Origin of the sequence: Paraglaciecola sp. MB-3u-78 (assembly GCF_002835935.1) — a bacterium.
In the GTDB taxonomy this organism is placed as follows: Bacteria; Pseudomonadota; Gammaproteobacteria; order Enterobacterales; family Alteromonadaceae; genus Paraglaciecola.
In genome coordinates this window covers 28,689-53,080 of record NZ_PJCF01000005.1, presented here as the reverse complement: position 1 = coordinate 53,080, position 24,392 = coordinate 28,689, and the positions used below count along the sequence as shown (strand labels likewise).

Annotated in this window: 16 protein-coding genes; 4 read left to right on the top strand and 12 right to left on the bottom strand. The window is 44.1% G+C overall.

The window, feature by feature from the left end; genetic code table 11:
* Window positions 1-18: 18 nt before the first annotated feature.
* A complete protein-coding gene (locus CXF95_RS11280) occupies window positions 19-1,674 on the bottom strand; it encodes an ATP-binding protein (protein WP_101198811.1) in 1,656 nt (551 codons plus the stop codon).
* Between the two features lie 149 nt (window positions 1,675-1,823).
* Between CXF95_RS11280 and CXF95_RS11275 the strand changes: the two genes are divergently transcribed.
* Window positions 1,824-2,027 (top strand): hypothetical protein, encoded by a 204-nt coding sequence (locus tag CXF95_RS11275; RefSeq protein WP_101198810.1) that lies wholly within the window; start codon window positions 1,824-1,826, stop codon window positions 2,025-2,027.
* A gap of 118 nt (window positions 2,028-2,145) precedes the next feature.
* Here CXF95_RS11275 and gcvA read toward each other — a convergent pair whose 3' ends face one another.
* From gcvA to CXF95_RS11250, 5 genes are read right to left on the bottom strand one after another with little or no spacing between them, the layout of a single operon-like run.
* Window positions 2,146-3,039, bottom strand: a complete 894-nt coding sequence (gene gcvA, locus CXF95_RS11270) for a transcriptional regulator GcvA (RefSeq protein ID WP_101198809.1) — start codon at window positions 3,037-3,039, stop codon at window positions 2,146-2,148.
* A gap of 18 nt (window positions 3,040-3,057) precedes the next feature.
* Window positions 3,058-3,840 (bottom strand): IclR family transcriptional regulator, encoded by a 783-nt coding sequence (locus tag CXF95_RS11265; RefSeq protein ID WP_101198808.1) that lies wholly within the window; start codon window positions 3,838-3,840, stop codon window positions 3,058-3,060.
* Between the two features lie 10 nt (window positions 3,841-3,850).
* Complete coding sequence (locus CXF95_RS11260; RefSeq protein ID WP_101199274.1) at window positions 3,851-5,347, bottom strand: CoA-acylating methylmalonate-semialdehyde dehydrogenase; 1,497 nt, start codon at window positions 5,345-5,347, stop codon at window positions 3,851-3,853.
* A gap of 28 nt (window positions 5,348-5,375) precedes the next feature.
* Window positions 5,376-6,533 (bottom strand): iron-containing alcohol dehydrogenase, encoded by a 1,158-nt coding sequence (locus CXF95_RS11255; protein WP_101198807.1) that lies wholly within the window; start codon window positions 6,531-6,533, stop codon window positions 5,376-5,378.
* Between the two features lie 2 nt (window positions 6,534-6,535).
* Window positions 6,536-8,128 carry a BCCT family transporter gene (locus tag CXF95_RS11250; RefSeq protein ID WP_198556570.1) on the bottom strand — a complete coding sequence of 531 codons (1,593 nt, stop codon included), beginning with the start codon at window positions 8,126-8,128 and terminating at the stop codon, window positions 6,536-6,538.
* A gap of 235 nt (window positions 8,129-8,363) precedes the next feature.
* Here CXF95_RS11250 and CXF95_RS11245 point away from each other — a divergent pair, with 235 nt between their 5' ends.
* Both CXF95_RS11245 and CXF95_RS11240 read left to right on the top strand, forming a co-directional pair.
* The gene (locus CXF95_RS11245; RefSeq protein WP_101198806.1) at window positions 8,364-10,985 is read left to right on the top strand and encodes a CoA transferase; all 2,622 of its coding nucleotides are present in this window, start codon (window positions 8,364-8,366) and stop codon (window positions 10,983-10,985) included.
* A 250-nt stretch (window positions 10,986-11,235) separates the two neighbouring features.
* Window positions 11,236-12,795 (top strand): long-chain-fatty-acid--CoA ligase, encoded by a 1,560-nt coding sequence (locus CXF95_RS11240; protein ID WP_101198805.1) that lies wholly within the window; start codon window positions 11,236-11,238, stop codon window positions 12,793-12,795.
* Between the two features lie 208 nt (window positions 12,796-13,003).
* Here the strand turns inward: CXF95_RS11240 and treF are convergent, their stop codons facing one another.
* The 3 genes from treF to CXF95_RS11225 form a co-directional block, all read right to left on the bottom strand.
* Window positions 13,004-14,569, bottom strand: coding sequence for an alpha,alpha-trehalase TreF (gene treF, locus CXF95_RS11235; RefSeq protein WP_101198804.1), 1,566 nt, complete (start codon window positions 14,567-14,569; stop codon window positions 13,004-13,006).
* Between the two features lie 5 nt (window positions 14,570-14,574).
* Entirely contained in the window at window positions 14,575-15,825 is a 1,251-nt protein-coding gene (locus tag CXF95_RS11230) for a sugar MFS transporter (RefSeq protein ID WP_198556569.1), read from the bottom strand.
* Window positions 15,826-15,926: 101 nt separating this feature from the next.
* Window positions 15,927-16,982 carry a LacI family DNA-binding transcriptional regulator gene (locus tag CXF95_RS11225; RefSeq protein ID WP_232787790.1) on the bottom strand — a complete coding sequence of 352 codons (1,056 nt, stop codon included), beginning with the start codon at window positions 16,980-16,982 and terminating at the stop codon, window positions 15,927-15,929.
* Window positions 16,983-17,130: 148 nt separating this feature from the next.
* Between CXF95_RS11225 and CXF95_RS11220 the strand changes: the two genes are divergently transcribed.
* Complete coding sequence (locus tag CXF95_RS11220) at window positions 17,131-19,401, top strand: TonB-dependent receptor (RefSeq protein ID WP_101198803.1); 2,271 nt, start codon at window positions 17,131-17,133, stop codon at window positions 19,399-19,401.
* A 71-nt stretch (window positions 19,402-19,472) separates the two neighbouring features.
* Here CXF95_RS11220 and CXF95_RS11215 read toward each other — a convergent pair whose 3' ends face one another.
* From CXF95_RS11215 to CXF95_RS11205, 3 genes are all read right to left on the bottom strand, one after another.
* Window positions 19,473-20,345, bottom strand: a complete 873-nt coding sequence (locus tag CXF95_RS11215; protein ID WP_101198802.1) for an ROK family protein — start codon at window positions 20,343-20,345, stop codon at window positions 19,473-19,475.
* Window positions 20,346-20,386: 41 nt separating this feature from the next.
* A complete protein-coding gene (locus CXF95_RS11210; RefSeq protein ID WP_101199270.1) occupies window positions 20,387-21,601 on the bottom strand; it encodes a sugar MFS transporter in 1,215 nt (404 codons plus the stop codon).
* A gap of 143 nt (window positions 21,602-21,744) precedes the next feature.
* Window positions 21,745-24,246: a TonB-dependent receptor gene (locus tag CXF95_RS11205; protein WP_101198801.1), complete on the bottom strand. Its 2,502-nt coding sequence runs from the start codon at window positions 24,244-24,246 to the stop codon at window positions 21,745-21,747.
* Window positions 24,247-24,392: the final 146 nt, after the last annotated feature.

Genomic DNA, 24,392 nt, shown 5'->3' with positions numbered 1-24,392 from the left:
TTGAAAAGTGAGTTACACTTATGTTTTTGTTATAATCAAATATCGATTTAGGACGGTTTGTAACTGATCATGATCGAGGGGTTTAGCGAGATGTGAATTCATACCCACATCTAATGCTTTTTGAACCTCATCTTTTAATACCGCAGCGGTTAACGCCACAATTGGAATGTCGCGGTTGGTCTGCCTTATTATTGAACAGGCTTCAAAACCATCCACATTTGGCATGTGTAAGTCCATAAACACCAGATCATAGTCAGCGTGTTTAAGGGCATCTATACATTGCTGTCCGTCACTGGCAAGATCAACTTGCAGCCCGTATGAAAGCAGAATTTGCTGGGCTACCACTTGATTAATTTCATTATCTTCAGCCACCAAAACGTTACCAGCAAACTGTGTTCGCCTATGTTTAACTGTTTTTTGATTAATGGGCTGCTCTGCAGATACGCCTAGACTGAGTGTGAAAAAAAACTCACTACCTTCCTGCTCAACGCTGTTTACCCATATTTGACCACCCATTTGTTCAACCAGATTTTTAGCAATTTTTAGACCTAAACCGGTGCCGCCAAATTTTCTCGCTGTGGAATCATCTGCTTGGGTAAATGCTGAGAAAATGCTCTCTTTATTATCATTTGTAATACCCATACCGGTATCACTTATACAAAATTCAAGGGTTTGCTTAGTCTCTGTTTGATGGGATATGACGACTGCAATATTCACCTTACCTATGGCGGTAAACTTAATGGCATTGTTGACCAAATTATTCAAAACCTGGGTGATACGCGTAGGGTCGCCCATAAGACTCGGTTTAACGTTATCATCAACCTGGAAGGTTAAATCAATGCCTTTTAATTGCGCCTCTGATTGGAATACTACTGAAATATCAGTGATTAATTGCTGAATACTAATAGGCACATTTTCTATGATTAGTTTGCCGGCAGTCAGTTTAGAAAAATCGAGAATATCATTAAGAACGCGGTGCAACACATCGCCAGAATATTTAATTTTTTCAAGATGTGAGCGTTGTTGCTCGGACAAATCTGCAGACAACATAACATCCAGCAAACCTAAAATACCGTTCATGGGCGTACGAATTTCATGGGACATTGTGGCTAAAAACTTTGATTGGGTTTGGTTAGCCTCACGCTCGCGTATCAGTGCTTTTTTCATCTCATCTGACTTATCCAGACTTGCCACCAATGCTTGTTCTAAGAAACTGGCAAGTGCGAGCACCATAATGGCAACGATCGCGTTTGAAATAGATAATCTGAGCCAAATAGCCTTGTCATAGGGTAAATCAGCAAAGGGAACTAACAGAGTGGAACTGGCGATAATGATAACAGCAAATAATCGCCAGTAATGTTTGACTAACATTACTGGGAAGATAGTACCCAAGGAGATCAACGTTGCAGGAATAAGACCATTGGAGAGTATTAATATAGGTGCCAGAGGTACTGATATTAACACCCAGCTTTTAGCACACCAATGATTATACTTTGGTCTGATTAAAGCGATGGCAGCCAAAATAAACCAAGTAATCGTTATTATCCAGGCAATCAAAGGGTTATTAGGCTCAGTAATAACGATAATTGCCGAGATAAGAACCGCAAAACCTAGCATCACTTTAAACCCAGTAGTGCGCAGTTGCTGCTCTACTTTCGATGAATTATTGGACATTGAACAACATTATTGAGATTACTGCCTTTACTCACGACTGACGGTTAAGAAAAGAACTGTAAACTACAACCCCCCTCAATTCAACGTCCGCTTGGTACTGTGAATTGGGACAGCTAATCATCCAGGCTTCGTCTCTTGAGGTCCCCTTAATGTGTAATACCAATCCGTATAAAGAATTGCTCTCTCAGAAAGTCCCAACCGATTTTGGGCATGGCGTCGCTATGCAGGAATGGCATAGCGCGGCTACCGATCCCCTTTCAAGTAGCGAGAACGCAGTACAAAACCAGATGGGGCTTTCCCAAAGGGCGAGGTTTACTGACGCTTACTCTGCGTTGCGTGAATGCGTAAAATAGACCCACTATTTTACGCATTCACGCGCCTTGAATTGAAGCGCCCAAGTCGTCCTGAAACGCGCATTTTGTGGTAGTATGGGTGTATACCCATGTTTATAACACTTTTGGTTTTTAGCCCTCAAATACGCTCTCGTTCAGCTTGCTCTAACAACCAAGTATTAAATTTTTGCACATGAGCCTGCACAGTCTTATTCGATGGTGTCGCCAAAAAGAAGGACTCTGAGGCTACTGTCGTCTGAGTAAAGGGAGCAATAAGGCGTCCGCTGTTCAGCATTTGGCTTGCCACTGAGGTTCTGCTTAAGGCGATGCCATGACCCAGAGCAGCCATTTCCATCGCCGTCATCAAAGTGTCAAAATGAATACCCTGTGAAGGGTCAATATTGTGATGACCATGGTGTTTTAACCAATGGCCCCAGCCTTCTTCATAACCTACAACATGCAGTAAGGTGTAATCGTTGAGGCCGCTGGCTGAGATTGGAATGGCCTGACCATTTAACAATTCAGGACTGCAAACCGGTATAAGCTGGTCCCAGGTTAGACGGTCTGAATTAAAATCTTTCCACTTGCCTTTGCCATAGGTGATTTCAATATCAGCCTCTATGTCGGGACCTGCATTCCAAAGATTACTGGTAAAGCGCAGGTCAATATCTGGGTGTTTTAGACGGAAATCTGCCAGTTTTGGCGCCAGCCAAGTATTAAAAAATATCAGATTAACCTTAACAGTGAGGGTTCGACTGCGCTCTTTTCCAAATATCTCGTCGGTTATCAGTGCAAGATTTTCAAGAGATTTACGCACGCCAGGAATATAAGATTGCCCTGAGTCTGTCAGCTCTAAGCTTCTTGGTAAACGTTTAAAAAGCGCACAACCAAGCTGAGATTCTAAGCCTTTAATTTGTTGACTCAAAGCAGCCTGCGTCATGTGTAATTCAGCCGCAGCTTGAGTAAAATTGAGAAGGCGGGCTGCGGCTTCGAAAGAACGCAACCAATTTAGTGGTGGAAGTCTTTTTTTCATTATAATAATCTCTTCTATTTAGCGGGTTGCACTGTCAGGGCCATCAATTAACGAACCTAATTCAGCGGCAGCTGCCCGCAAAATGTCACTATAGCCAATTAATTGGTCTAGGCTTTTTCTAAGCACCGGGGCGTGGCTAAAAAGGCAGGCACAGAGTTTATTATCGCTGTCCAAAATCGGAACGCCACAGCCTACCATGCCATCGACAAACTCTTCATTGTCGGTACTGATTTTACGCATTTTTATGGCTGCCAATTCGGCTTCGAGCGCTTGTGCATCGACAATAGTGTTGCGCGCATATTGCCGTAACGGTAAGTGACTAATAATTTTCTGGCGGCGCTGTTTAGGCAGTGAGCTGAGATAGAGCTTGCCGCTAGCAGTGCACCAAGTCGGCGTATGACTGCCTACCTGAAGATTCAGTTGCAGTGGCCAATCAGATTGGACCCGATCGTAATAAACCATCTCAGTGCCCTTGGGTATGGCGATACCGCAGGTCTCACCAATTTGTTCTGTTAACTGCTCAAGGATCGCTCTGCGCGCCACACTAAATCGCTCGCTGTGTAACACCCCCCAAGCAACACTATGCATCCGAACCCCGGGTATGATTAAACCGCGCAGGGTAGTTTGTAAAAAGCCATCCTCTTCGAGTTGATTAACAAGACGATGAATACTGGGTTTGGGGATATGCAAAAAAATGGCGAGATCGGCTGGCGACAATGGTCGCTCAGCCTTAGAGACCGCTTCAATGATCTGCATGACTCGCGCAACAGCAGAGCCTTTTTCTCTTAAGCTACTTTGCATAGTAATGGACTTAACTCATGGTTGGCATGGAGAACAAAGCACCTTCACGCACTCCTGCCGAAGGCCAGCGCTGGGTGATGGTTTTACGCTTGGTATAGAAACGAACCGCATCTGGACCGTAAGCGTGTAAGTCGCCAAACAATGAGCGCTTCCAACCACCAAAACTGTGGTAGGCAACGGGCACGGGTAGGGGAATATTGATGCCCACCATGCCCACCTGAATATTGTCAGAGAAATACCGCGCCGCTTCACCATCTCGGGTGAAAATACAAGTGCCATTGCCGTACTCGTGGGCATCAATAAGATCCATGGCTGCCTGCATAGTATCCACGCGGATCACTTGCAGTACCGGACCAAAAATCTCTGCCTTATAGCTCTCCATATTAGGTGTCACGCGATCAATTAGTGTGCCGCCAATATAGAAACCATCGGCATGGCCTGCGACATCAGGATTGCGACCGTCCACAACGATGTTCGCTCCTTGCTGCTCGGCACTATCGATATAGCCCATTACCTTGTGCTGATGTTGCTGGGTGATCACCGGGCCAAAGTCATTATTACTGTTATCAGAGGGCCCCACTTTTAAGGCCACCATGGCTTTTTGCATCTTGCTAACCAAAGCGTCACCCGCAGCATCACCCACAGCAATAGCCACAGAAAGCGCCATACAGCGCTCACCGGAAGAGCCAAAAGCGGCGCCCAACAGCTGGTTAACCGCATTGTCCATATCGGCATCGGGCATCACAATCGCATGGTTCTTAGCGCCGCCCAGCGCCTGACAGCGTTTGCCATTGGCGCTGGCCGTGGTGTAGATATATTCGGCAATGGGCGTTGAACCAACAAAGCTTACCGCCTTGATATGTTCGTTGTGCAAAAGGGTATCAACCGCTTCTTTATCCCCATTGACGACGTTCATCACACCATCCGGCAGTCCCGCTTCTTTTAGTAAGGAAGCAATAAACAGAGTTGAACTGGGGTCGCGCTCAGAGGGCTTAAGTATAAAGCAGTTGCCACAGACAATCGCCATCGGATACATCCACAACGGCACCATGGCTGGAAAATTAAAAGGCGTAATTCCCGCTACCACACCCAGTGGCTGAAACTCACTCCAGGAGTCAACATTGGACGCAACATTTTTACTGTGCTCCCCCTTTAACAGCTCAGGTGCACCACAAGCGTATTCGACATTTTCAATGCCTCGTTGCAACTCACCTGCGGCATCATGAGCAATCTTACCCAGCTCTTCGCCAATCATCTGGCAGATTTTGTCAGCATGTTGTTCAAGTAGTTCTTTAAATTTGAACATCACCCTAGCGCGCTTAATCGCGGGGGTATTGCGCCACGAAGGATAGGCCGCTTGCGCCGCCGTAATCGCCTCTTCTACAGTGGCTTTAGAGGCTAAAGCAACCTGTTTGCTAACTGCACCCGTTGACGGGTTATATACATCCTGGGTGCGTTCGCTTGCCGTGGTCATTTGACCGTTAATAAAATGTCCTACTGTTGTCATGGGTATTTCCTCAAAATAAAATTGTGTATCACCACAGTTTTTTATAAATTTCAATAATGTCCTCAGCACTGGGTACCCTTGGGTTATTACCCGGAGAGCCAGAAGCTAAGGCCTGTTCAGCCATAATTTCAAGGTTGCCAAAAAAGTGTTCTCGAGAAATGCCAAATTGCTGCGGCGAAGGCACCTGCAACTCTTCATTGATAGCATAAAGCTCGGTCATCAGTTTCGCATTGGCACTGACATCGCTATCCGCCATGTTTGCAACACCCATGGCCCTAGCACAATCAGCATAGCGCTTCACAGCAGCGGGAATAGAGTATTCCGTTACCGTTGGTAGCAACATAGCGTTAGATAGCCCATGAGGGACATGGTAAAACGCGCCAATCGGGCGGCTCATGCCATGTACTAATGCCACAGAAGCATTGGAGAAGGCAATACCTGCCAACGTAGAGCCAAGCATCATTGCTTCCCGTGCCTCTTTATCGCTACCATCGTGAAAAACCCGGCGCAGATTAGGCGCTAATAGCTTCATTGCAGCGATGGCTTGAGTATCACTATAAAGACTGGCCTTTTTACTCACATAAGCTTCCATGGCATGGGTTAAGGCATCGATACCGGTATCTGCAGTGGTGCGAGGTGGAAGACTGAGCGTTAGCGTGTAATCAACCAGCGCTGCTGTTGGCATAAAGCCAATACCTACGCAGAGCATTTTCTCATCATTGGTTTCATCGGTAATAATGGTGACACGTGTGGCTTCAGAGCCCGTTCCCGCAGTAGTGGGGATAGCAATAATCGGTAGCCCTGGCTCTGATACAATGCGCGGGAATTTATAGTCACGCATAACCCCCCCATATTTACCAAGGATACTGATAGCTTTGGCACTATCGATAGGACTACCACCGCCTATAGCAATTATCGAGTCATAGTGACCCTGCCTAACCTGATCGACACCGGCTTGAATAGAGCTAACGGTTGGCTCAGGAACAGTGTCGTCAAACACATCAGAGCTGATATTGAGTGCATTGAGGCTATCTTGCAGCCTAGCGACATAGCCTAGCTGCACCATCATTTTATCAGTCACAATAAGGGGGCGCTTACAGCCAAGCGCGGTGACTATATTGCCAGCTTCATCGCTAGCACCGGGACCCACTTGAAGAATGCGCGGAAGAATGATTTGGTTTGACATGATTACTCCACAGGTTTGGTTGTTGAGGGATTAATTAAAAACGGCTCTGTGTTAATTGTTTTACCTTCGTTATACAGAGATTTACACAGGCCGAAGGTAGCCAAAATAAGCACCACAGAAAAGGGCAGAGCCACAACTATCGATGCGGTTTTTAAAGCCTGCAATCCTCCACTATAAAGTAGTACCGCAGCAACGGCACCAATGGCCACGCCCCAGAAAATGCGCAATTTGGCAGGAGGATCGTTATTACCCATAGCAACAAGGGTACAGATTACCAAGGTTGCCGAATCAGCCGAGGTGACAAAATAGGTCAGTAACATAAAGGTGCAAATGGTTGCCATAATGCCCGTCAATACATAGCCAACATCTAATAATTCAATGGTTTTAAATAGAGCTGTGGTGGTATCAGCATTGACCGCGGCTGCAACCCCACCATCACCAAATAACTCAATATACATGGCACTGTTGCCAAAGATGGTGATCCACAAAATAGTCAGAACAGTGGGCACAACAAGCACCACAAGAATAAATTCACGGACAGTTCTGCCCCGGGAAATACGGGCGATAAAAATTCCCGTAAAGGGCGACCAGGCAAGCCACCAGCCCCAGTAAAAAATGGTCCAATCACTCTGCCACTGGGCATGTTCAACTGGCGCAATCCAAACGCCCAGAGCAGGAGCATTAATCAGATAATCCACTGTGTTAACAGCGATGCAACTGAGCAAATAAAGTGTTGGGCCAAAAACAACAAACAGCGCCAAAATTAATAGGGTTAGGCTCATATTGAGCTCACTCAGTATGCGGATCCCCTTGTTGACACCACTTAGCACCGAGGCTGTGGCAACTATCGAAATAACGGCGATCAGCAGTATCTGAATGGCTGTCGAGATCTCAATGTCCAGCAGATAACTTATACCCGCATTCATTTGCTGAGCACCCAAACCAAGTGATGTTGCGATACCAAATACAGTACCTAGGACAGCGAGTAAATCTGCAATATTGCCAATTGGACCATAAATTCGCTCACCAAAAATTGGATAGAGCGCGGAGCGTATCGATAGAGGCAGACCTTTGCGATAGGTAAAATAAGCGAAGGTCATGCCGAGAACAGCATACAGGGCCCAGCCATGAAGTCCCCAGTGAAAAATTGCGACTCGCATCGCTACCTGAGCCGCCTCTGCCGTCATGCTCTGGGTATCAGAAATAAAGGGATTGTTCTGCAAATAAAATATAGGTTCAGCAATACTCCAAAATAAAATACCAATGCCGATGCCAGCACCAAACAGCATAGAAAACCAAGCAAAGTAACTGAATTCAGGTTTGTCTGAATTTGCACCAAGGCGTATTTTTCCATATTTACTGAACACCAACAGTAGGGCAAATATTAGGTAGAAGTTCATCAGGGCTATGTAGTACCAACTCAGATTGCTGGCGATAAAGTCTCGGGCAGAATTAAATACTGTGCCAGCATAATCTGGGTTAATCACCGTAAATAAAACAAACATAACCACCAACAACGCAGAGCCCGTGACCATAATTGGACGAATATCATTCCAGAAGCCTGGTTTGCATGACTGTTTATCTGTGCTTTGCATTGAGACCAGAGCCTATTTTTATCTTTATTCTTATTACTGAGCCTACGCCAATAAATCAATTAAAACCATCAATAATGATACAAATTGTATTGTTTTTGTAAATAAAATTAACAATAAAAAAAACGATGCCTTAGGCCAATTTTTAATTGATGGCGTGACTGACATTTCGTTCTTACACTTCGCAAAAATAGGGACACTAAAGCGCCCTGACAGTATCAATAGGATCGAGTTTATTATGCAAAAGCACACACATCTGCCACTCGCTGGAGTGCGCGTTATCGATTTTGGTCAGCAGATTGCTGGACCGGCAGTGGCCATGGTATTGGCGGATCTTGGTGCCACTGTGATCCATATAGATCCCCCCCAAGGTCCACAGTGGCAGAGTCCTGCCAATGCCATTTTAAATCGCAATAAAAGCGCGCTGCGCCTCGACTTAAAATCTGCACAGGGTTTAGCCCAAGCGCATAGTTTGATTGACAGTGCCGATATTCTTATAGAGTCATTTCGTCCAGGAGTGATGCAAAAATTAGGTATAGACTTCCAGCAACTGTGTTCACAACGCCCCGAACTTATTTGTTTGTCAATGCCGGGTTTTGCCAGTAATGACCAATTGCGACGTGAGTGGAAAGCCACTGAAGCTGTGGTTGCAGCCACCTCAGGAGCCTTTACCGACATGGGCTTTAATCGCACTTTGATGGGCCTCAATCCATGCTACTCACCTTTGCCACTTGGCTCTTCCTATTCCATTTGTCTGGCTGCTAGTGCTTTGGTGCTGGCCCTGTTTGGTCGCGAGAAAAACGGATATGGCGATATTATTGAAGTGCCCGTCATTGCAGCAATGATGGAAGGATTATCTTACAACTCCTATGTTGTCGATGGTTTGCCCCAGCGCTATAAGACCATGCGTGAGCTGGAGATAACACGTCGCCGTGAAAGCAATATTCCCTTTGATCTCAGTTATGATGAATTACAAGAGTATTTGGATCCCTTTTACCGCTCTTACGACTGTGCCGATGGCCGCAAATTTTACTGTGTCTGTCCCTCGCACCGCACGCACGCCAAACGTTGCTTACAGATGTTGGGTCTCTATGAAGAACTGGTTGCACAGGGCCTTCCTGATATTAGCGACCTACATTTGCCTACTAGCCAGTGGGATGGAGAAACCTCTATTGGTGTCTATCCCCTGCCAAAAAAATGGGCAGATATTATTGCCAAAAAAATGAAGTGGGTTTTTCTCAGCAAAACCTCAGAGCAGTGGGGAGTAATTTTTGGCGAGGGGCAGATCCCCGGTGCACCACACAGAACCACCCAGGAGTGGGTTAACAGTGAACATTGTAAAAGTGCCGGCCTGATCGTCGAAGTTAATGATCCTGAGTACGGATTGATGAAACAGCCCGGTCCAGTTGCTTGGTTAGAAGAGTCTGCGCACCTAATGCTGTCTCCATCACCGCGCAAAGATGTTAACTTTGAGGAGGCCTTGCAACAGCTGCAAAAAGTTAAATTAGCTGAAAAAATCACTCGCCCAGTGGTAACAGGTTCAGCGAGTGTGGAAAAAACAGGCTGGTTGGAGGGAATTCGCATCTTAGATTTAAGCAATGTGATTGCTGGCCCTCACTCGTCGGCATTTCTAGCGCGTTTTGGTGCACAAATCATTAAATTGCAGTCGGTTGTGCCTAGCTACGATCCCCTAATCGGTACCTTGTTTGCCTTTCAATCTGATATGGGCAAGCGCAGTGGCCTTTTGGACATCAATAAACCTGAAGGAAGAGAGGCTTTCGAGCGCTTGGTGCGCAGCGTCGACTTAGTGGTTATTAATGCACCCGAGCGCCAGATGATACCTTTGGGCCTAGATCACGACACTTTGCAGGCGATTCATCCCGGTGTTGTATTTTGTCGCTTAGATTGTTTTGGCGGCCCAAGCGCTGGCCCAAAAACTAATTATATTGGCTACGATGATATTATTCAGGCCAACAGCGGCATTATGTCGCGCTTTGGCGGCCAGGAAACTCCCGAGGAACATGCCCACCTAGGTACACTGGATGTTAATTGCGGTTTTGCCGGCGGACTGTCCATGGCAGTTGCCCTTTATCACCGACTAAAAACGGGCGTGACGTCCAGAGCGCGTACATCCTTGTCAGCAGTAACAAACTTAGCTCAACTCCCGTTCTGTTTTGATTATGTTGGCCTTACCCCTTTTAATGAGCCAAGTGGCCGAGCGGCCATGGGGGAGCATGCGCTGTCACAGTTCTATAAAACCTGGGACGAGTGGATTTTTATTGATGCCAGTAAATCTGAACTTGAAATCTTAGAAAAAAAGGTACCCGGTCTTCAAGGAATAACAGTCACAGGAGATATTCAAACATTTTTAACCGTCGCTTTTCAGCAGGCATCTACACAGGAGTGGGTAAAGCGCTTTATTAAAGCCGACATAGCAGCTGCCCAACCACTTTCAATCGAAGATCTGCGCGCACAATATAGTCGCCAAGCTGATGGCAAAGTGGGTACGGAATTAGGCAGCTTCGCCTTTTCAATTTACCCCGATCACCCCAGTGGCCATTGCCTGACCCAAATAGATCATTACTCAATTAGACCTCAGAGGGCATCAATAAGGGCCGTGACCGCCACCGAACGTCATGGCCATTCAACTCGAGCCATTCTTAAGGCAGTTGCGTATACCGACGATGAAATTAATACCATGATCGATAATAAAGTCGCTTCTCTGGGATGGAGTTCAGAGCATTTACCCTCAGACCTAGGGTATGCATTAACCGTTACGCAAGACAAAGCCAGCAATGTTGCACAGCTTTATCCAGAACTATTAAATATCGAAGAGTTTGAGGCTGAACACCATCACTAGTTAAATCATGGGTTTATTAAATAATGTAAATACAGGGTCTTTTGGTGATGGAATGGGCCTTGCGCCTAATTAAATTTCATCACACTAAGAGCAGATTATAGGTAGCATATTTTCCATATTGACCTCTCTTTTATATTTTTAATGAAATAAAAACATGCTGGTTTTTCAAACGAGTATCTACCATATTGGGTAAAAAGAGATTAATCTCGGCAAAAAACAGATATAAAACCCACGCCAAGGACATTACCCCATGCAAATCACATCCATTATTAGACGCGCAGCGCAAATCAACCCCAGAGGCATTGCCACCATCTATGAGGACAGGCAGCAAACTTGGACCCAGATGCAAGATCGCGTCGCGCGGCTGGCCTCAGGTTTGCAGAAGCTAGGCATGAAATCAGGGGATCGCGTGGCGCTACTGTCGCTTAACTCCGACCGGTTCATTGAATACTACTTTGCCACTGTCTGGGGTGGTGGAGCGATGATGCCGATGAATATCCGCTGGGCCGCGGCTGAATGTGCTTATGCATTAAATGATGCGGGTGCTGAGATCCTTATCGTGGATGAAGCCTTCAAGGGGGTCGCAACCGAGCTTAAATCCCAGGTGCCAGCTCTTAAAACTATCATCTACTGCGGAGATGCCGAAACACCTGAGGGCATGGTGAACTATGAAGATATCGTGGCATCCAATGCCCCCGTAGATGATGCGGGTCGCGGCGGCGATGATCTAGCGGGCATCTTTTATACCGGCGGTACCACAGGTTTTCCTAAGGGTGTGATGTTGTCCCATACCAACTTTTATGTAGGCGGTGTGGCAAATGCCCATGAACTAAACATGCAAGAAGGTACGATTTATCTGCACGCAGCGCCGATGTTTCATATCGCTGATTTGATTTGGTTTAGTGCGGTAACTTTTATGGCGGGCACCCATGTGGTGATCCCCATGTTCACCCCTGATGGAACACTAGCGGCAATCGAGAAGCATAGACCCAGTCAGGTGTTACTGGTGCCCGTTATGTTACAAATGGTGATGCAAAGCGACAAACTGGCACAGACCGATGTGTCATCTTTGCGCCAGATTGCCTACGGAGCTTCGCCCATCACGCAGTCAGTCTTAGAGGATGCGTTTCAGAAGTTCCCCAACACCTCTTTCATACAAGCTTTTGGCCAAACAGAACTAAGCCCTATAGCGTCAGTACTGTCTGAAGACTATCACGTTTTGGAAGGCCCAAAAGCCGGAAAGCTGCGCTCAGCGGGACGTCCAACACGCGTCTGTGAGATCCGCGTAGTAGACGCGAACATGGTTGAAGTACCTCGCGGCGATGTGGGGCAAATCACGGTTAAGGGTCCAACCACTATGCTGGGCTATTGGAACAAACCCGAGGTCACAGCCGAGACAATCCGCAACGGTTGGGTACTCACAGGCGATGCCGGTTATATGGATGAGGACGGCTTTATCTTCCTTATGGACCGAGTCAAAGACATGATTGTTTCCGGAGGCGAGAATGTCTATTCGGCCGAGGTTGAAAATGCGATTGGCCAACACCCAGCAGTAGCCACGAGTGCTGTGATTGGTATTCCAAGCGAGCAATGGGGTGAAAGTGTGCATGCTCTGGTCATTTTACATCCCGGTGTCGAAGTGACCGCACAAGCATTGCAAACACACTGTCATACGCTGATTGCCGGATACAAATGCCCTCATAGCATTGAATTCACAACCGAGGCATTTCCCTTGTCAGGTGCGAATAAAGTGCTTAAAACCGAATTGCGTAAACCCTACTGGGAAGGGCAAGAACGTCAAATTTCTTAATGCTTTAGCTTGCCGGGCGTTATCAGAGCTGCGGGTTATCACTTAGCCTGCAGCTCTTTGCATCGGAATTCTTTTAGGACCTCATGCGATTAAAGAGGCGAAGCCTTTTTCAAAAGGGAACATTCAATGACTATACCTATCTAAATCGTTGCAACAGCCATCGATTAGGTTGGGGGTATGCTTTATTTACGCGACTGGTTATGTGATTTTAGTTGCTAGCTGTATCAGCATCTAACAGTCGGTAGAATGCCAGTGCGACACCGTTTGTCCAGCCAAAACCATGTTGAACTTCATACTCCCCCCCCTGTGCAACACGTTGACTATGTTGAACATTATATTTTTCCATCATGTTGTTATCAGTAATAAATTGTTGCTCCACCGTAGTCATCCATCTATTCATGATAGTTACCGATAGCGGCGCAAACCCATAATTCATTAAGCCAACCACCGCAAAATATTGCAAGGGCGCCCATCCATTTGGCGCATCCCACTGTTGCGCAGTGTCGTTGAGTGTCGTAACTAGACCACCTTCCATTAAAAACGAATTTTCGAGTTTATCTGCAATGTGCTCTGCTTGTTGATGTGAAGCAATCTGACAAAAAAGAGGTAAGCAAGCAGCGAGTGATTGAATCGTTGTTTTTTGACCTTGGATAAAATCAAAATCATGATAAAAACCACCTTGTTCATCCCATAAATATTGATTAATCGCATCCTTTCTAATTTGGGCGTAAGCCGCAAATTTTGAACTCAGTTCACTCTCAAGTAACTCGGCATAAAATTGACTTAGTAAGGTCTCTAATTTATACAACAAACAGTTGAGATCAATAGGTACAATATGCGTTGTTTGGATTGTCGATAAATCATCTTGGTTAGCTAACCATCTTGAACTAAAATCCCAACCTGATTCGCAGGCTGCGCGGATATTGCGGTAAAAAGTAGGTCTTTTTGCTGCTGCAATATTTTCTGCCGCCTCGATATCTTCTCGATATGATTCAGGCCTAGGCTCAACGCTATCATCCCAATAACGATTTAAACACACTCCGTTTGGCATTTTTACGACACGTTTGATTGCTGTAGCAGCACCCACTAATTGCTCTTTACCTTGCATCCAAAATTGGTATTCTTTCTCTAACCCTTGCACACAATGTTCTAGAAACTGTCTTCTTACTTTTGTCTGAAGCGGGTCAATATTCTGTAAATACATTTCAACCATCAATCCTAATAAAGGGGGCTGAGAACGGCTGTTGTAATAGCTGCGATTACCATTAGGAATACACCCTAACGTATCCTGTAAATCAATAAAGTTTAAAATCATTGACCGAATGATATCTTGCCGACCCGACTCATTGAGACCCAAAGCTGTGAAATAACTATCCCAGTAATAGATTTCACGAAACCTGCCCCCCGGCACAATATAAGGATGAGAAAGGGGTAACAAAGAGCATAAGTCTAGTTTATCTGGCTGTCTTTCAAGTTTTGGCCACAACGATTCAATATAACTTTTCACTGAGCCTTTATCGGTATCGTTGCTGAGTAATATTGTTTCAGGAATGACAAAGTGCTGCTGCACAAAATCCCTAAGATCAAACCCTTCGCAGGTCTGATCTTTTTGATAACCAGCGAATATTTCAGACCATGAGAATTTAGGATAAGCGTCGGCAAATGTTTTGCTATCGGCAAATATTCCAGCTAGTTGCACATCGTGAAATAAGTCGCTTTCGAAAAAATCTAGGCTTTGCTGTAGGCACTGTTTTGCTTTATTAGTATCTGACATAACGGCTACTGCTCATTCTGCATGGTGGAAGAAGACAGCTTATTGGTCGACTTACGAAAAAAGAACAAAGTAAACGCAAGTAACGCCATGGGGAGCAATGATAAGTAAAAGGCATTTTTTCCACCAAAGGTATCAAACACAAGACCCGTAATAATGGAGCCGGTAGTTCCACCCAGTGCAGAAAACACCACAATTAGCCCGGTCATTTGTGCATGTTTCGCTTTTTCTAAAGAACTTAGCATCACAGAATTAATAACCGGATAAATAGGGGCCATCATCAAACCTGCAATCGGCAAAAGGTAGGCGGCGAGAGGTGCATTAAAAATACCGGTGACAGCTGTTGCGTCAATGTCATCCGCTAAGGGCAAACTCAATAGCATCAAAACCGCCATCATCGCGATACATATGTTTAAGAATAAATACCAATTCACGAACTTCAATATCTGCCCAGCCATTAATCTACCAATAGCAATCATAGCCGCAAAAATACTGGTAATTTGTACGCTCACGTCAACAGGTAGGTGTAATACTTCACTGTTAAAAGTAGGTAACCAAGTGCCAATCCCTTGTTCGATTAACACATACAGAAACACCGATAAAACAAACACTAAAACCAGCGGTTTATAAGCCAACTTAAGCATTTCAACAAACTCTTGGATCAAGCCATTAGGCTGAGATACAACTGGGGTTTTCTGGATCGGTGAGAATAAAACAATACAAGCAGTAATAAATAACCCTGCGGCTAATGGATAGTATACGTTCAGCCATTCGAGTGAAGTAGGCGCATCGGGATCAATGTAAGCGCTGAAGATCCAATAGCCAGATAACACCCCCAGCATAAAAATACCTTCAATGGTGTTAAGCAGTGATGAGTGCGAGCGCGTGTCATGGGTGAGCTGGCCAACAAGAGAATAAACCGACACTTTTACTAGCGCAAAAGATATACCAATACAGGCAAACAACACTTTTATCGCAATGAAGTTACCCCAAACAGGGGTCAGCAAACAGGCTCCTGCTGCCAATAACAAACCGATTAGCAAAGCGATTTTATACCCTATTCTTGGGATAAAAGAGGCTATAAAAAAAGACACAAAGGCTATGGATAAATCTTTAAAACCTTCAAGAGTACTGGCATCTGGTTTACCGATACCAAAGCTGTTTATGGATTGCAAAATAACCGTGCCGACACTATTCAACATAATAGCGAACATAAAATAACAGGCGGCTATCGCAACAATAACAAGCAATCTAGACATATACACTTTACTCATAGGCACTTAATGAGGTTAGTCTATATGCAACGCAAAATATATGCAATCGTTTGCATTTTAATGTTTATTTATAATCCCGATATTATTTAGTGCCGAGTAGAATTGCGCGGAATTAACTCAATATCAATAACTGTAGATTGTGTTGGCTTGCCTTCGAACTGAAGAACTAACTGATTGACCATCACCTCTGCCGCTTTTTTAACATTCTGTCTGATAGTGGTAAGCGAAGGATGGAACAACTCTGCCATCGCAATATCATCAAATCCAACGATAGCCACCTCGCTAGGAATACCAATGTATCGCTCTTTTAAAGCCTTGAGCGCCCCTAAAGCCACCATATCACTTGATGTGACGATGCCATCAAAAAATAAACCATGGTGTAAAATCGTTTCGCTAATTTTTTCATAAGCTGCTGTGCTAGTAATATCAATAGATAAGGTTAACCTGTCTTCAAGCACCCCGCCTGCTTCAGACAAAGCCTGACGATACCCTTTATAGCGTTCAGCCAATTCCAAATGCTCTGGATCCCCTAAAAACACAATGTTTTTACAGCCGCTGTTGATTAAATGTTGGGTCGCAATATATCCACCTAACTTGTTATCACTGCCCACCACGGTGTAATCAACGTCTGATGTGGGGTCGCCCCACACAACCATAGGCAGTCCAGTGCGTGCTACTGCATCAATTTTTTCATCGCTTTTACCTTGTCCCACCACAATGATGCCATCTGCGCGGCTACTGGATAGAAAATAGTTTGCCCAATCGTCAGACGCCATAAAAGAATTAGACAGTAACAATTCGTAGCCTTTATGGTTAAGTGCCTGATTCAACTCACCCACCACCTTAAGTAAGAAAGGGTCACTGATGCTTTGCTCGGTATGGTCAATCAGATTCAGGATTACAGCAATCACATTGGTTTTTTGAGTACGCAAACGGCTAGCAGCTGCATTAATACTGAAATTATGCTTACTTGCTAAGGCTTTTATTTTATCTCTGGTGGCTTGTTTAATAACGGGGTTATCGTTTAAAGCCCTTGATGCAGTAGATGTTGAGACGCCTGCCAGCTTGGCAAGTCCTGCAAGTGTTAATTTTTTATCTGTTTTCAAGATGTATTCAGACTCTACAAGTAAGTAAAAAAGCATTTATGCTGATACCCAAGCACAGTTTCATTCTAGCATAATTGTATTATTTGAAAATAATTTCAATCGATTGCACAAAACAATTGCAAACGATTGCATTTTTACATATGGTTTACATGTCGAACACAAACACACATGCTAGGTAACAAAAATGAAAACTAAAACATTCCATAAAAAATTACTTCCACTCAGCATTGCATTTATCATAGCAAGCCCAGTTATCGCTCAAGAAGAAGCGTCAGATGAAAGTAACAACACAGATTTTATTGAACAAATTATCGTAACGGGTACCGCAAGTGGTACCGCAATTAGAAAGGTAGACGCGAGTTATGCCTCCACCTCATTAAGTGCAGCAGACATTTTAAAGTTAGCTCCTAAGAGCACAGCCGAACTTTTTAGAGCAGTACCTGGTGTTTGGGCAGAAAGCTCTGGCGGAGTATCTGGCGCCAACGTATTTGTCCGGGGTTTTCCTGGTGGTGGCGATGCACCATTTTTAACGGTTCAACTGCAAGGAGTTGGGATATATACCCCTCCTTCGGTCTCTTTTCTTGAGAACTCAACATTATTTCGCGTCGACGAAACGATTCAGTTTATGGACGCATTACGGGGTGGACCCGCTTCAGTATTATCCAATGGACAACCAGGATTAACCACTAACTTCTTGCTTAAAGAAGGCAGCGAAATAACCGAAGGTACATTTAAATACACCACTTCAGACTATGGTTTACAACGTATTGATGCAGTACTAAGTGGTGCATTAGACGAAGATTTTTATTACATGATTGGCGGTTACGTACAACAAAGCTCAGGCGTAAGGGACGCTGGTTTCACCTCAGAGAAAGGCAATCAATTTACCATCAACCTGACCAAAGAATTAGACAACGGTAAAATTAACCTTTACACCCGCATCACAGATGATCATGGAACTTGGTACACACCTACACCTTTAATAGCTGATGTGGACAACAGCTTTGTTCATTTGGGTACCTTAAACAGACAAGCCACCATCAACTATGGTCCAGAAGGTGATAGCACCAGCGAAGCCTTTGATTTTGGTGAAGGCCGTGGCTGGGACGGTTCAGTTTCTGGCGGTAGCATTAACTTAGAACTAGGTGATGGCTGGACGTTTGTCGACCGTTTCTCTTTTACCAAGGGTGAAGCTGATACCTTAGGTTTAGTGACAAACGGTGACCCGGTAGCCCTTTCATCCGTTGCTGATAGTGGTAATTCTGCTACCGGTTCAGTAACAGGTAATACATACAGTGGCAGCACCGCGGTACAACAGCTTGGTCGCTGGGTTGTGCGTAAAGACATCGAATCATTTACTAATGATTTAGCCTTAACCAAAACAACCGATACCCTCAAGGCTTCAGTTGGACTTTTCAGCTCAAGTTATTCTTCAAATGACTGGTGGGCATTAGGTAATCATGCGTATCACGTGGTGCAAAGTGGCGGTGAAGCGCTGGCAGGGATTGCATGTAATGTCAGTGTGGCTGGTTGCGGCTGGAACTACGATATCAACAGCACCGGTGATGGTAAAACCACAGCACTTTATGCGGCTTTAGATTATCAATTTAGTGATGACCTAAGTGCAGATATCGGTATAAGAAACGAAAATCATGAAATTGAGTACAGTGTAGATGAAGGTTTGGATGGGGTCATAACGAAAGCGGTTCAGTATGATGAATCTGATGTGGCTTATACTCTGGGTGTGAACTGGCAGTTTGAAAAAGATTCAGGTGTGTTTACGCGCTACAGTGAAGGTAGCAAAATGCCCTATTTTGATGACTTTCGCGATAATTTTGGTAGCTATTCAAACGGCAATGACCTCATCTCTGATGTCACTCAATTTGAATTAGGTTATAAACTTGCTACCTCAAATTACAATGTTTATGCAACAGGCTTTTATAATGAAGTCGAAAGCTCTCAAACGCCTATACCCGGCGGCGTCTCAAATTTATTTGCAACCGAAGCCATGGGCATTGAATTTGATGCCGCATACTATGCTGATAATGGACTCGCTATATCGCTGAATGCGACGATCCAAGACTCGGAGATTGTGGAGTCTGCCGATGCGACCATCATTGGTAATGAGGCCCAGCGTCAGCCAGGTTTTCAATTACGTGTTACACCAAGCTATGACTTTGAAATGGAACATTTCTACGCCACGTTATACGGCACATTATCTATTATTGATGACAGATTCGCTGATCCCGGCAACACGGTCGTGCTAGACGGTTACGAAAGTCTGGATTTAGGACTAACCGTTGCTAATGATAGTGGCTTAAATATGAATATAGCGATACAAAACCTAACCGATGAAGATGCGTTGACTGAAGGTGACCCTCGTAACCCAACAGCACCCAATGGGCGCTTTATTTTACCTAGAACAGTCACTTTTAGTGTGGGTTATTCGTTCTAGTAAAACTTAACATATATTAATTTAATGCTTATAAACTGCTAGTTTATAAGCATTTTTTATACTTAAGCAATTCACAAAACTAAAGCTAACGCCCCTAAAAGTCCAGAATGCTCTCCCAAACCAGGCTTAGATATTATTTGCTTGAGGCTATAATTTTCTGGAAAAACAACATAACTATTTAATGACTTTTCAGCATAATAGATAGCACGCTCTAGTAGACCTGATTTAGCCATCACGCCACCACCCAACACTATACTTTGCGGACTAAAACTCAACATAAGGTTATGACATAATTGCCCAAGCACTTGGGCTTGAATCTCCCAAGCTTGGTGATCATCGGGCAAGGTTTCTGCAGGTTGTTGCCAAATTTCCGACATCGCTTTACCTGATGCCATGCCTTCAAAACATTGGCCATGAAACGGACAAATACCTTGTATGTTATCTAACCCTGAAACTAACATGTGGCCAATTTCGGGATGGATAAGCCCGTGCAGTGGTTTGCCATTTATGATGACACCGACGCCAAGACCAGTACCTACAGTAATATAAATATTTACTTCAGCGCCTTTACTTGCCCCCCATAAGTGCTCAGCTAATGCCGCGGCATTCACATCAGTATCTATCGCAACTTGGCAATCTAAGGTTTCAGCCAATATTGGCACAATCCTAGTATTGGACCAGTGGGGTTTTGGTGTTGATGTAATAGACCCAAAACTGGAAGAATGTTTATTCAAATCAAGAGGCCCAAAACAGGCTAGTCCTAGTTTTTCAAAATCGTAGCCCTTGTTTTTTTGACTCTCAAAAAAAGCCACAACAGCACTTAAGGTTTCGTCTGGTGTAGAAGTGGCTACACGATACTCCGCACATATCTGTTTTTGAGCATCGACTATTGCACAATTAAATTTTGTGCCACCACCTTCAATTACTGCAAAATATTTTGTCATCTCGTTAACTCATTTAGCGATCTATTGTTTACCAACACAACTCAAAGATATTCGGTTTTTTCTATTTCAGCCAAGCGCGCTTCGGTAGGATTAAATATATAGTTGTAAAGCAAACCAGCAAACAATACCGCTGCGAAACCTGTAGCCACCATAAAACCATATTTTGCTTCACCATCATATGCATCACTCACAATCCCCATAATCAGAGGACCTGCTGCTGCCCCCGCTGCAGTAAAAAACAAAATAATCCCTGCTACGCTGCCATGCTCAGCTTTAGGAAAACAACTTATGCCTTTGGAGTTGAAGGTAGGGTAAATGACTGACATGAAAATACCCGTTAAAGGAAATAGATAAAGTGCGGTTTCTCTTCCGCCCATTAGTCCGCCAACAAAACACACTAAGATAGCCCCACTAAACAGCATCAATACCAGTGCCCAGTTGAAACGTTGCATCATCCAAATACCCACAAATCTGCCCGCAGCTCGTAAGGAGAAAAACACCGCCACTGCGTACATCGCTAACATTTGTTGCCCGTCACTTGCGTAACAAGCAAAGGTGTCTTCTAGGCTAGATGCATCACACACTAAATAACTTGGCATCCAAACATAAATAGCGCTTTCAGCGGCGACGTATAAAAAAGCACCGATTGAGAACCCCATTGAATAGGGATTTTTTAATAACTTTAAACTACTCACGAAGTTACTACCTTTTTTGGCAGTATTATCGCTGGCCTTAAATTCTGGATAATCAACCTTGTAAGCCATTGCTATGAGCAAGGTACATAAACCTCCAGCTATTACGTACAGCCACTTCCAATCCACTCCTTCTCTGACTAACCAAGCGACGAGCAGAGGACCAATAATAGCTCCCACACCAAAAAATGCTTCCGCACCATTCATGGTACCGGTATGTTGTTTGGTAGAAGTAGAAATATCACCTATTAGTGCTAGCGCCGCGGTTTTAAATATACCAACCGCAATGCCAGACAGCGTAATTAAGCCAAGGATAAAAGCAAAACTAGTCCCTACTAAAAACAAATAACAAGAGATTGCAAATAAAGACAAACCTAAAATTATGGTGTTTTTACGACCAAATTTATCAGCCAAAAAACCTAAAAACAAACCTGAAAAAGCGATACCCACCATAAACAGTGTGTGCATTAAACTTGCTTCGGTATTGCTTACGTCAAACTCGCGTTTGACCTCTTTGATAATTTCGCCCACCGAGTCTGATGTCATGGCAAACATCATAAACATTAGATAGGTTAACCATCTAACCAACGCCAAATTTCTATTATTTGTTTGAGTATTAGTCATCACAACTTCACCTTCAGTAACAATACATTCTGAACACAACTTTTATTGCCCACTTAACAGCTAAGTGGGCATCTTATTATTAACTAATCAAACATATATTTAATAGATAAAGAAGACGTACGACCATTTAACGGTCTGGCTCGAATAATATCCCCAGCACTGGCACTGGTCTCTTCAGATTCAGTAATAACAAATTCATCCGTTAGGTTATTAACGTTTAATGAAACAGAAAACAAATCAGAAACATACCAAGTCGCATACAGGTTAACCAAGTTATAACCATCTTGTTTAAGCTCGTTTGTATCACCTAGGAAAAACTCAGTTGAACCTTGTAACGATGCGCCTAACAAATAATCATCAGCTTGATACTGCGGTGAAATGGTATAGATAAAATCAGCTTGGCGACGTGGGGTTTGCCCCACTAATGCAGGATTAAACTTATCATCACTAATCTCTGCATCTGTCCAAGTTGCATTACCAGAGAGAGAAAAGCCTGAGCCAAACTCATAGTTACCTTCAAGCTCAATACCTGTTGCTTCGTATTCACGAATAAAGGTGAGTCCGCTAGTGAGTTCCGCTTGAGTATCTTCAGTCACAGTGTCAAATAATGTGGCATTCAATCGCAAGTCACTCGTGGCATACTTAAAGCCAATTTCAAGCTGCTTAGTCTCATCAAAACCTGATGTAGTACTGGTTAATGAACCATCTGAGTTAAGTGTTCCGCCTATCTGTAAAAGTCTATCGGCGATAGCGCGACCGCCTTTACTATAACGAGCAAATATCGTTTTTGATTTATCCATGATATACGAACCACCAATAGAGTAAGACGTCATGCTGGCTTCATAATTAACGATTTGGCTAGCAGCGCCAGCACGATTGAGGTTAATGACACCGCCACCAAAGCCAAAACCATTTGATGCTGACGCATCTTCAGAATTACCTGAAATCACCCCATCACCATTTAAGTCAAAATCTGTATTACCGCCACAACAAGCGTTAATGAGTTCGCCATTCGCCTGCACGGTATCTCGCCTGAGACTGGCATCAAATAACCAATTGTCACCGGCTTCATAACCAATATTTAAGTACGGAGCGGTAGTGGTGTAACGTAGATCCCATTCCCAAGAAAGGAACGCGGGTGCCCACAAGCCTTCGTTAACTAACGCTTCGCCATCGGCATCTTCGATATGTAAGTACTGAGAATTATCGCCGTCCACTGTTTGAATAAAGGTATTCCAACTATTCCAACTGGTTGCGATATCTTGCATCGAATAATAATAACCACCCGTTAGGGATAAACCACTGTCCCATTCTTTGCGCAAATTCATATCATTGATAAGATTACCTAGATCGTTGATAGAAGTATCAAAAAGTAAGTTCAAAAAAGCTAAACCATTATAGGCTTCACCTGAATTAGGGCCGTTTGCCAAAGTGACACTAGTAGACGCACAGTTAAATGCATTACCTTCACCATCAAGGGCGGCATTACAAATATTACTGGCTAAACTATCAGCTGATTGTGGACCGTAGTCTCCGAACGTATCGGTAAATGGTGCGATAAAACTACCGCTGATTTCAGAGGTTCTGAATTTATTTAAAAACACTAAGTCTTCAGCCACTTCTATGTTTGCCTCAAAACCAAAAGATGTCACATTGGATTCAATTCCATCAGTGAGATCTCTGTTCAGAGGATTACCAAATGAGTCAAAGCTCGACACATTAGTGGTGTAGGCAGAGTGTAATGTTTGACTGCTGGCATCAAAATTTTCGACAGGTCCAAAGTCACCATTACTATTCACAAGAACAGGTGCTGGCAGATAAGTTGTCACTTTGTCATCAAGTTGCTTGAAGTAAAAACGTAGGTAACCATTGTCTAACACTTGAGTAATATTAAATTTGATTTGCCCCCCCTGATCACCATTATAACCAGTGTCGCGCGTACCTTCGCCACCTCTGGCAAAACCACCAACATGAAAATACAGGTCGTTGTTAATCTCTCCGCCGTAAGAAAAATCAAGTCGGAACTCATCGTAATCTAAGCCAAATGAAGTACCAAGGGCACCACCACCAGTTTCACCAGTTTTGCTTATAAGGTTAATCACCCCACCTGGAGAGTTACTGGCAAATGTGGATGCTGAACCACCTCGTACCGCCTCGACTAAACCCACAGACCAGTCATAACGTAAGAAATTATCGGCATTACCAAAGTTAATATCTCCATATTCTAAAACAGGTAAACCGTCTTCATGAATTTGTAAAAATTTGGAACCACCCGTCGCCAAAGGAATACCACGAATAGTAATATTGGCGTTGCCTCCGCCACCAGATGACTCAGCACGAATACCCGGCAAGGCTCTAAATATTTCAGCAGTCGAACGTGGTGCAATCTTAAATATAGCTTCTTCATCAAAAGAACTTACCGATACACTTGCTTCTTGCATAGTTGCACCTGTAGGGCTTGCAGTAACAACAATTTGCTCAATCTGCGGCTGTGCTTGTGCTTCGGCTTCTTGAGCAAAAGCAGAAGAATGCAGCGCAATGGCAAGTGCTGCGGTAATGGCAGATTGCCTAAATAACGTTTTCATATGTCTCTCCAGTTCAGTGGTGTCAATTTAGTCGAAACACTCTATTAATTAATAACTTTAAGCCTACTGCCCAGAGTGTTTTTACTGTGTGCTTTTATTTTTTTAAGTGTATAAAAATAATTTAAGGGAGTTTTAAAAATCAACTT

Excerpts from the sequence above, each read along its gene's own strand:
- CXF95_RS11280 (WP_101198811.1), bottom strand. The coding sequence starts at position 1,674 with ATGTCCAATAATTCATCGAAAGTAGAGCAGCAACTGCGCACTACTGGG.
- CXF95_RS11275 (WP_101198810.1), top strand. The coding sequence starts at position 1,824 with ATGTGTAATACCAATCCGTATAAAGAATTGCTCTCTCAGAAAGTCCCA.
- gcvA (WP_101198809.1), bottom strand. The coding sequence starts at position 3,039 with ATGAAAAAAAGACTTCCACCACTAAATTGGTTGCGTTCTTTCGAAGCC.
- CXF95_RS11265 (WP_101198808.1), bottom strand. The coding sequence starts at position 3,840 with ATGCAAAGTAGCTTAAGAGAAAAAGGCTCTGCTGTTGCGCGAGTCATG.
- CXF95_RS11260 (WP_101199274.1), bottom strand. The coding sequence starts at position 5,347 with ATGACAACAGTAGGACATTTTATTAACGGTCAAATGACCACGGCAAGC.
- CXF95_RS11255 (WP_101198807.1), bottom strand. The coding sequence starts at position 6,533 with ATGTCAAACCAAATCATTCTTCCGCGCATTCTTCAAGTGGGTCCCGGT.
- CXF95_RS11250 (WP_198556570.1), bottom strand. The coding sequence starts at position 8,128 with ATGCAAAGCACAGATAAACAGTCATGCAAACCAGGCTTCTGGAATGAT.
- CXF95_RS11245 (WP_101198806.1), top strand. The coding sequence starts at position 8,364 with ATGCAAAAGCACACACATCTGCCACTCGCTGGAGTGCGCGTTATCGAT.
- CXF95_RS11240 (WP_101198805.1), top strand. The coding sequence starts at position 11,236 with ATGCAAATCACATCCATTATTAGACGCGCAGCGCAAATCAACCCCAGA.
- treF (WP_101198804.1), bottom strand. The coding sequence starts at position 14,569 with ATGTCAGATACTAATAAAGCAAAACAGTGCCTACAGCAAAGCCTAGAT.
- CXF95_RS11230 (WP_198556569.1), bottom strand. The coding sequence starts at position 15,825 with ATGTCTAGATTGCTTGTTATTGTTGCGATAGCCGCCTGTTATTTTATG.
- CXF95_RS11225 (WP_232787790.1), bottom strand. The coding sequence starts at position 16,982 with ATGCTTTTTTACTTACTTGTAGAGTCTGAATACATCTTGAAAACAGAT.
- CXF95_RS11220 (WP_101198803.1), top strand. The coding sequence starts at position 17,131 with ATGAAAACTAAAACATTCCATAAAAAATTACTTCCACTCAGCATTGCA.
- CXF95_RS11215 (WP_101198802.1), bottom strand. The coding sequence starts at position 20,345 with ATGACAAAATATTTTGCAGTAATTGAAGGTGGTGGCACAAAATTTAAT.
- CXF95_RS11210 (WP_101199270.1), bottom strand. The coding sequence starts at position 21,601 with ATGTTTATGATGTTTGCCATGACATCAGACTCGGTGGGCGAAATTATC.
- CXF95_RS11205 (WP_101198801.1), bottom strand. The coding sequence starts at position 24,246 with ATGAAAACGTTATTTAGGCAATCTGCCATTACCGCAGCACTTGCCATT.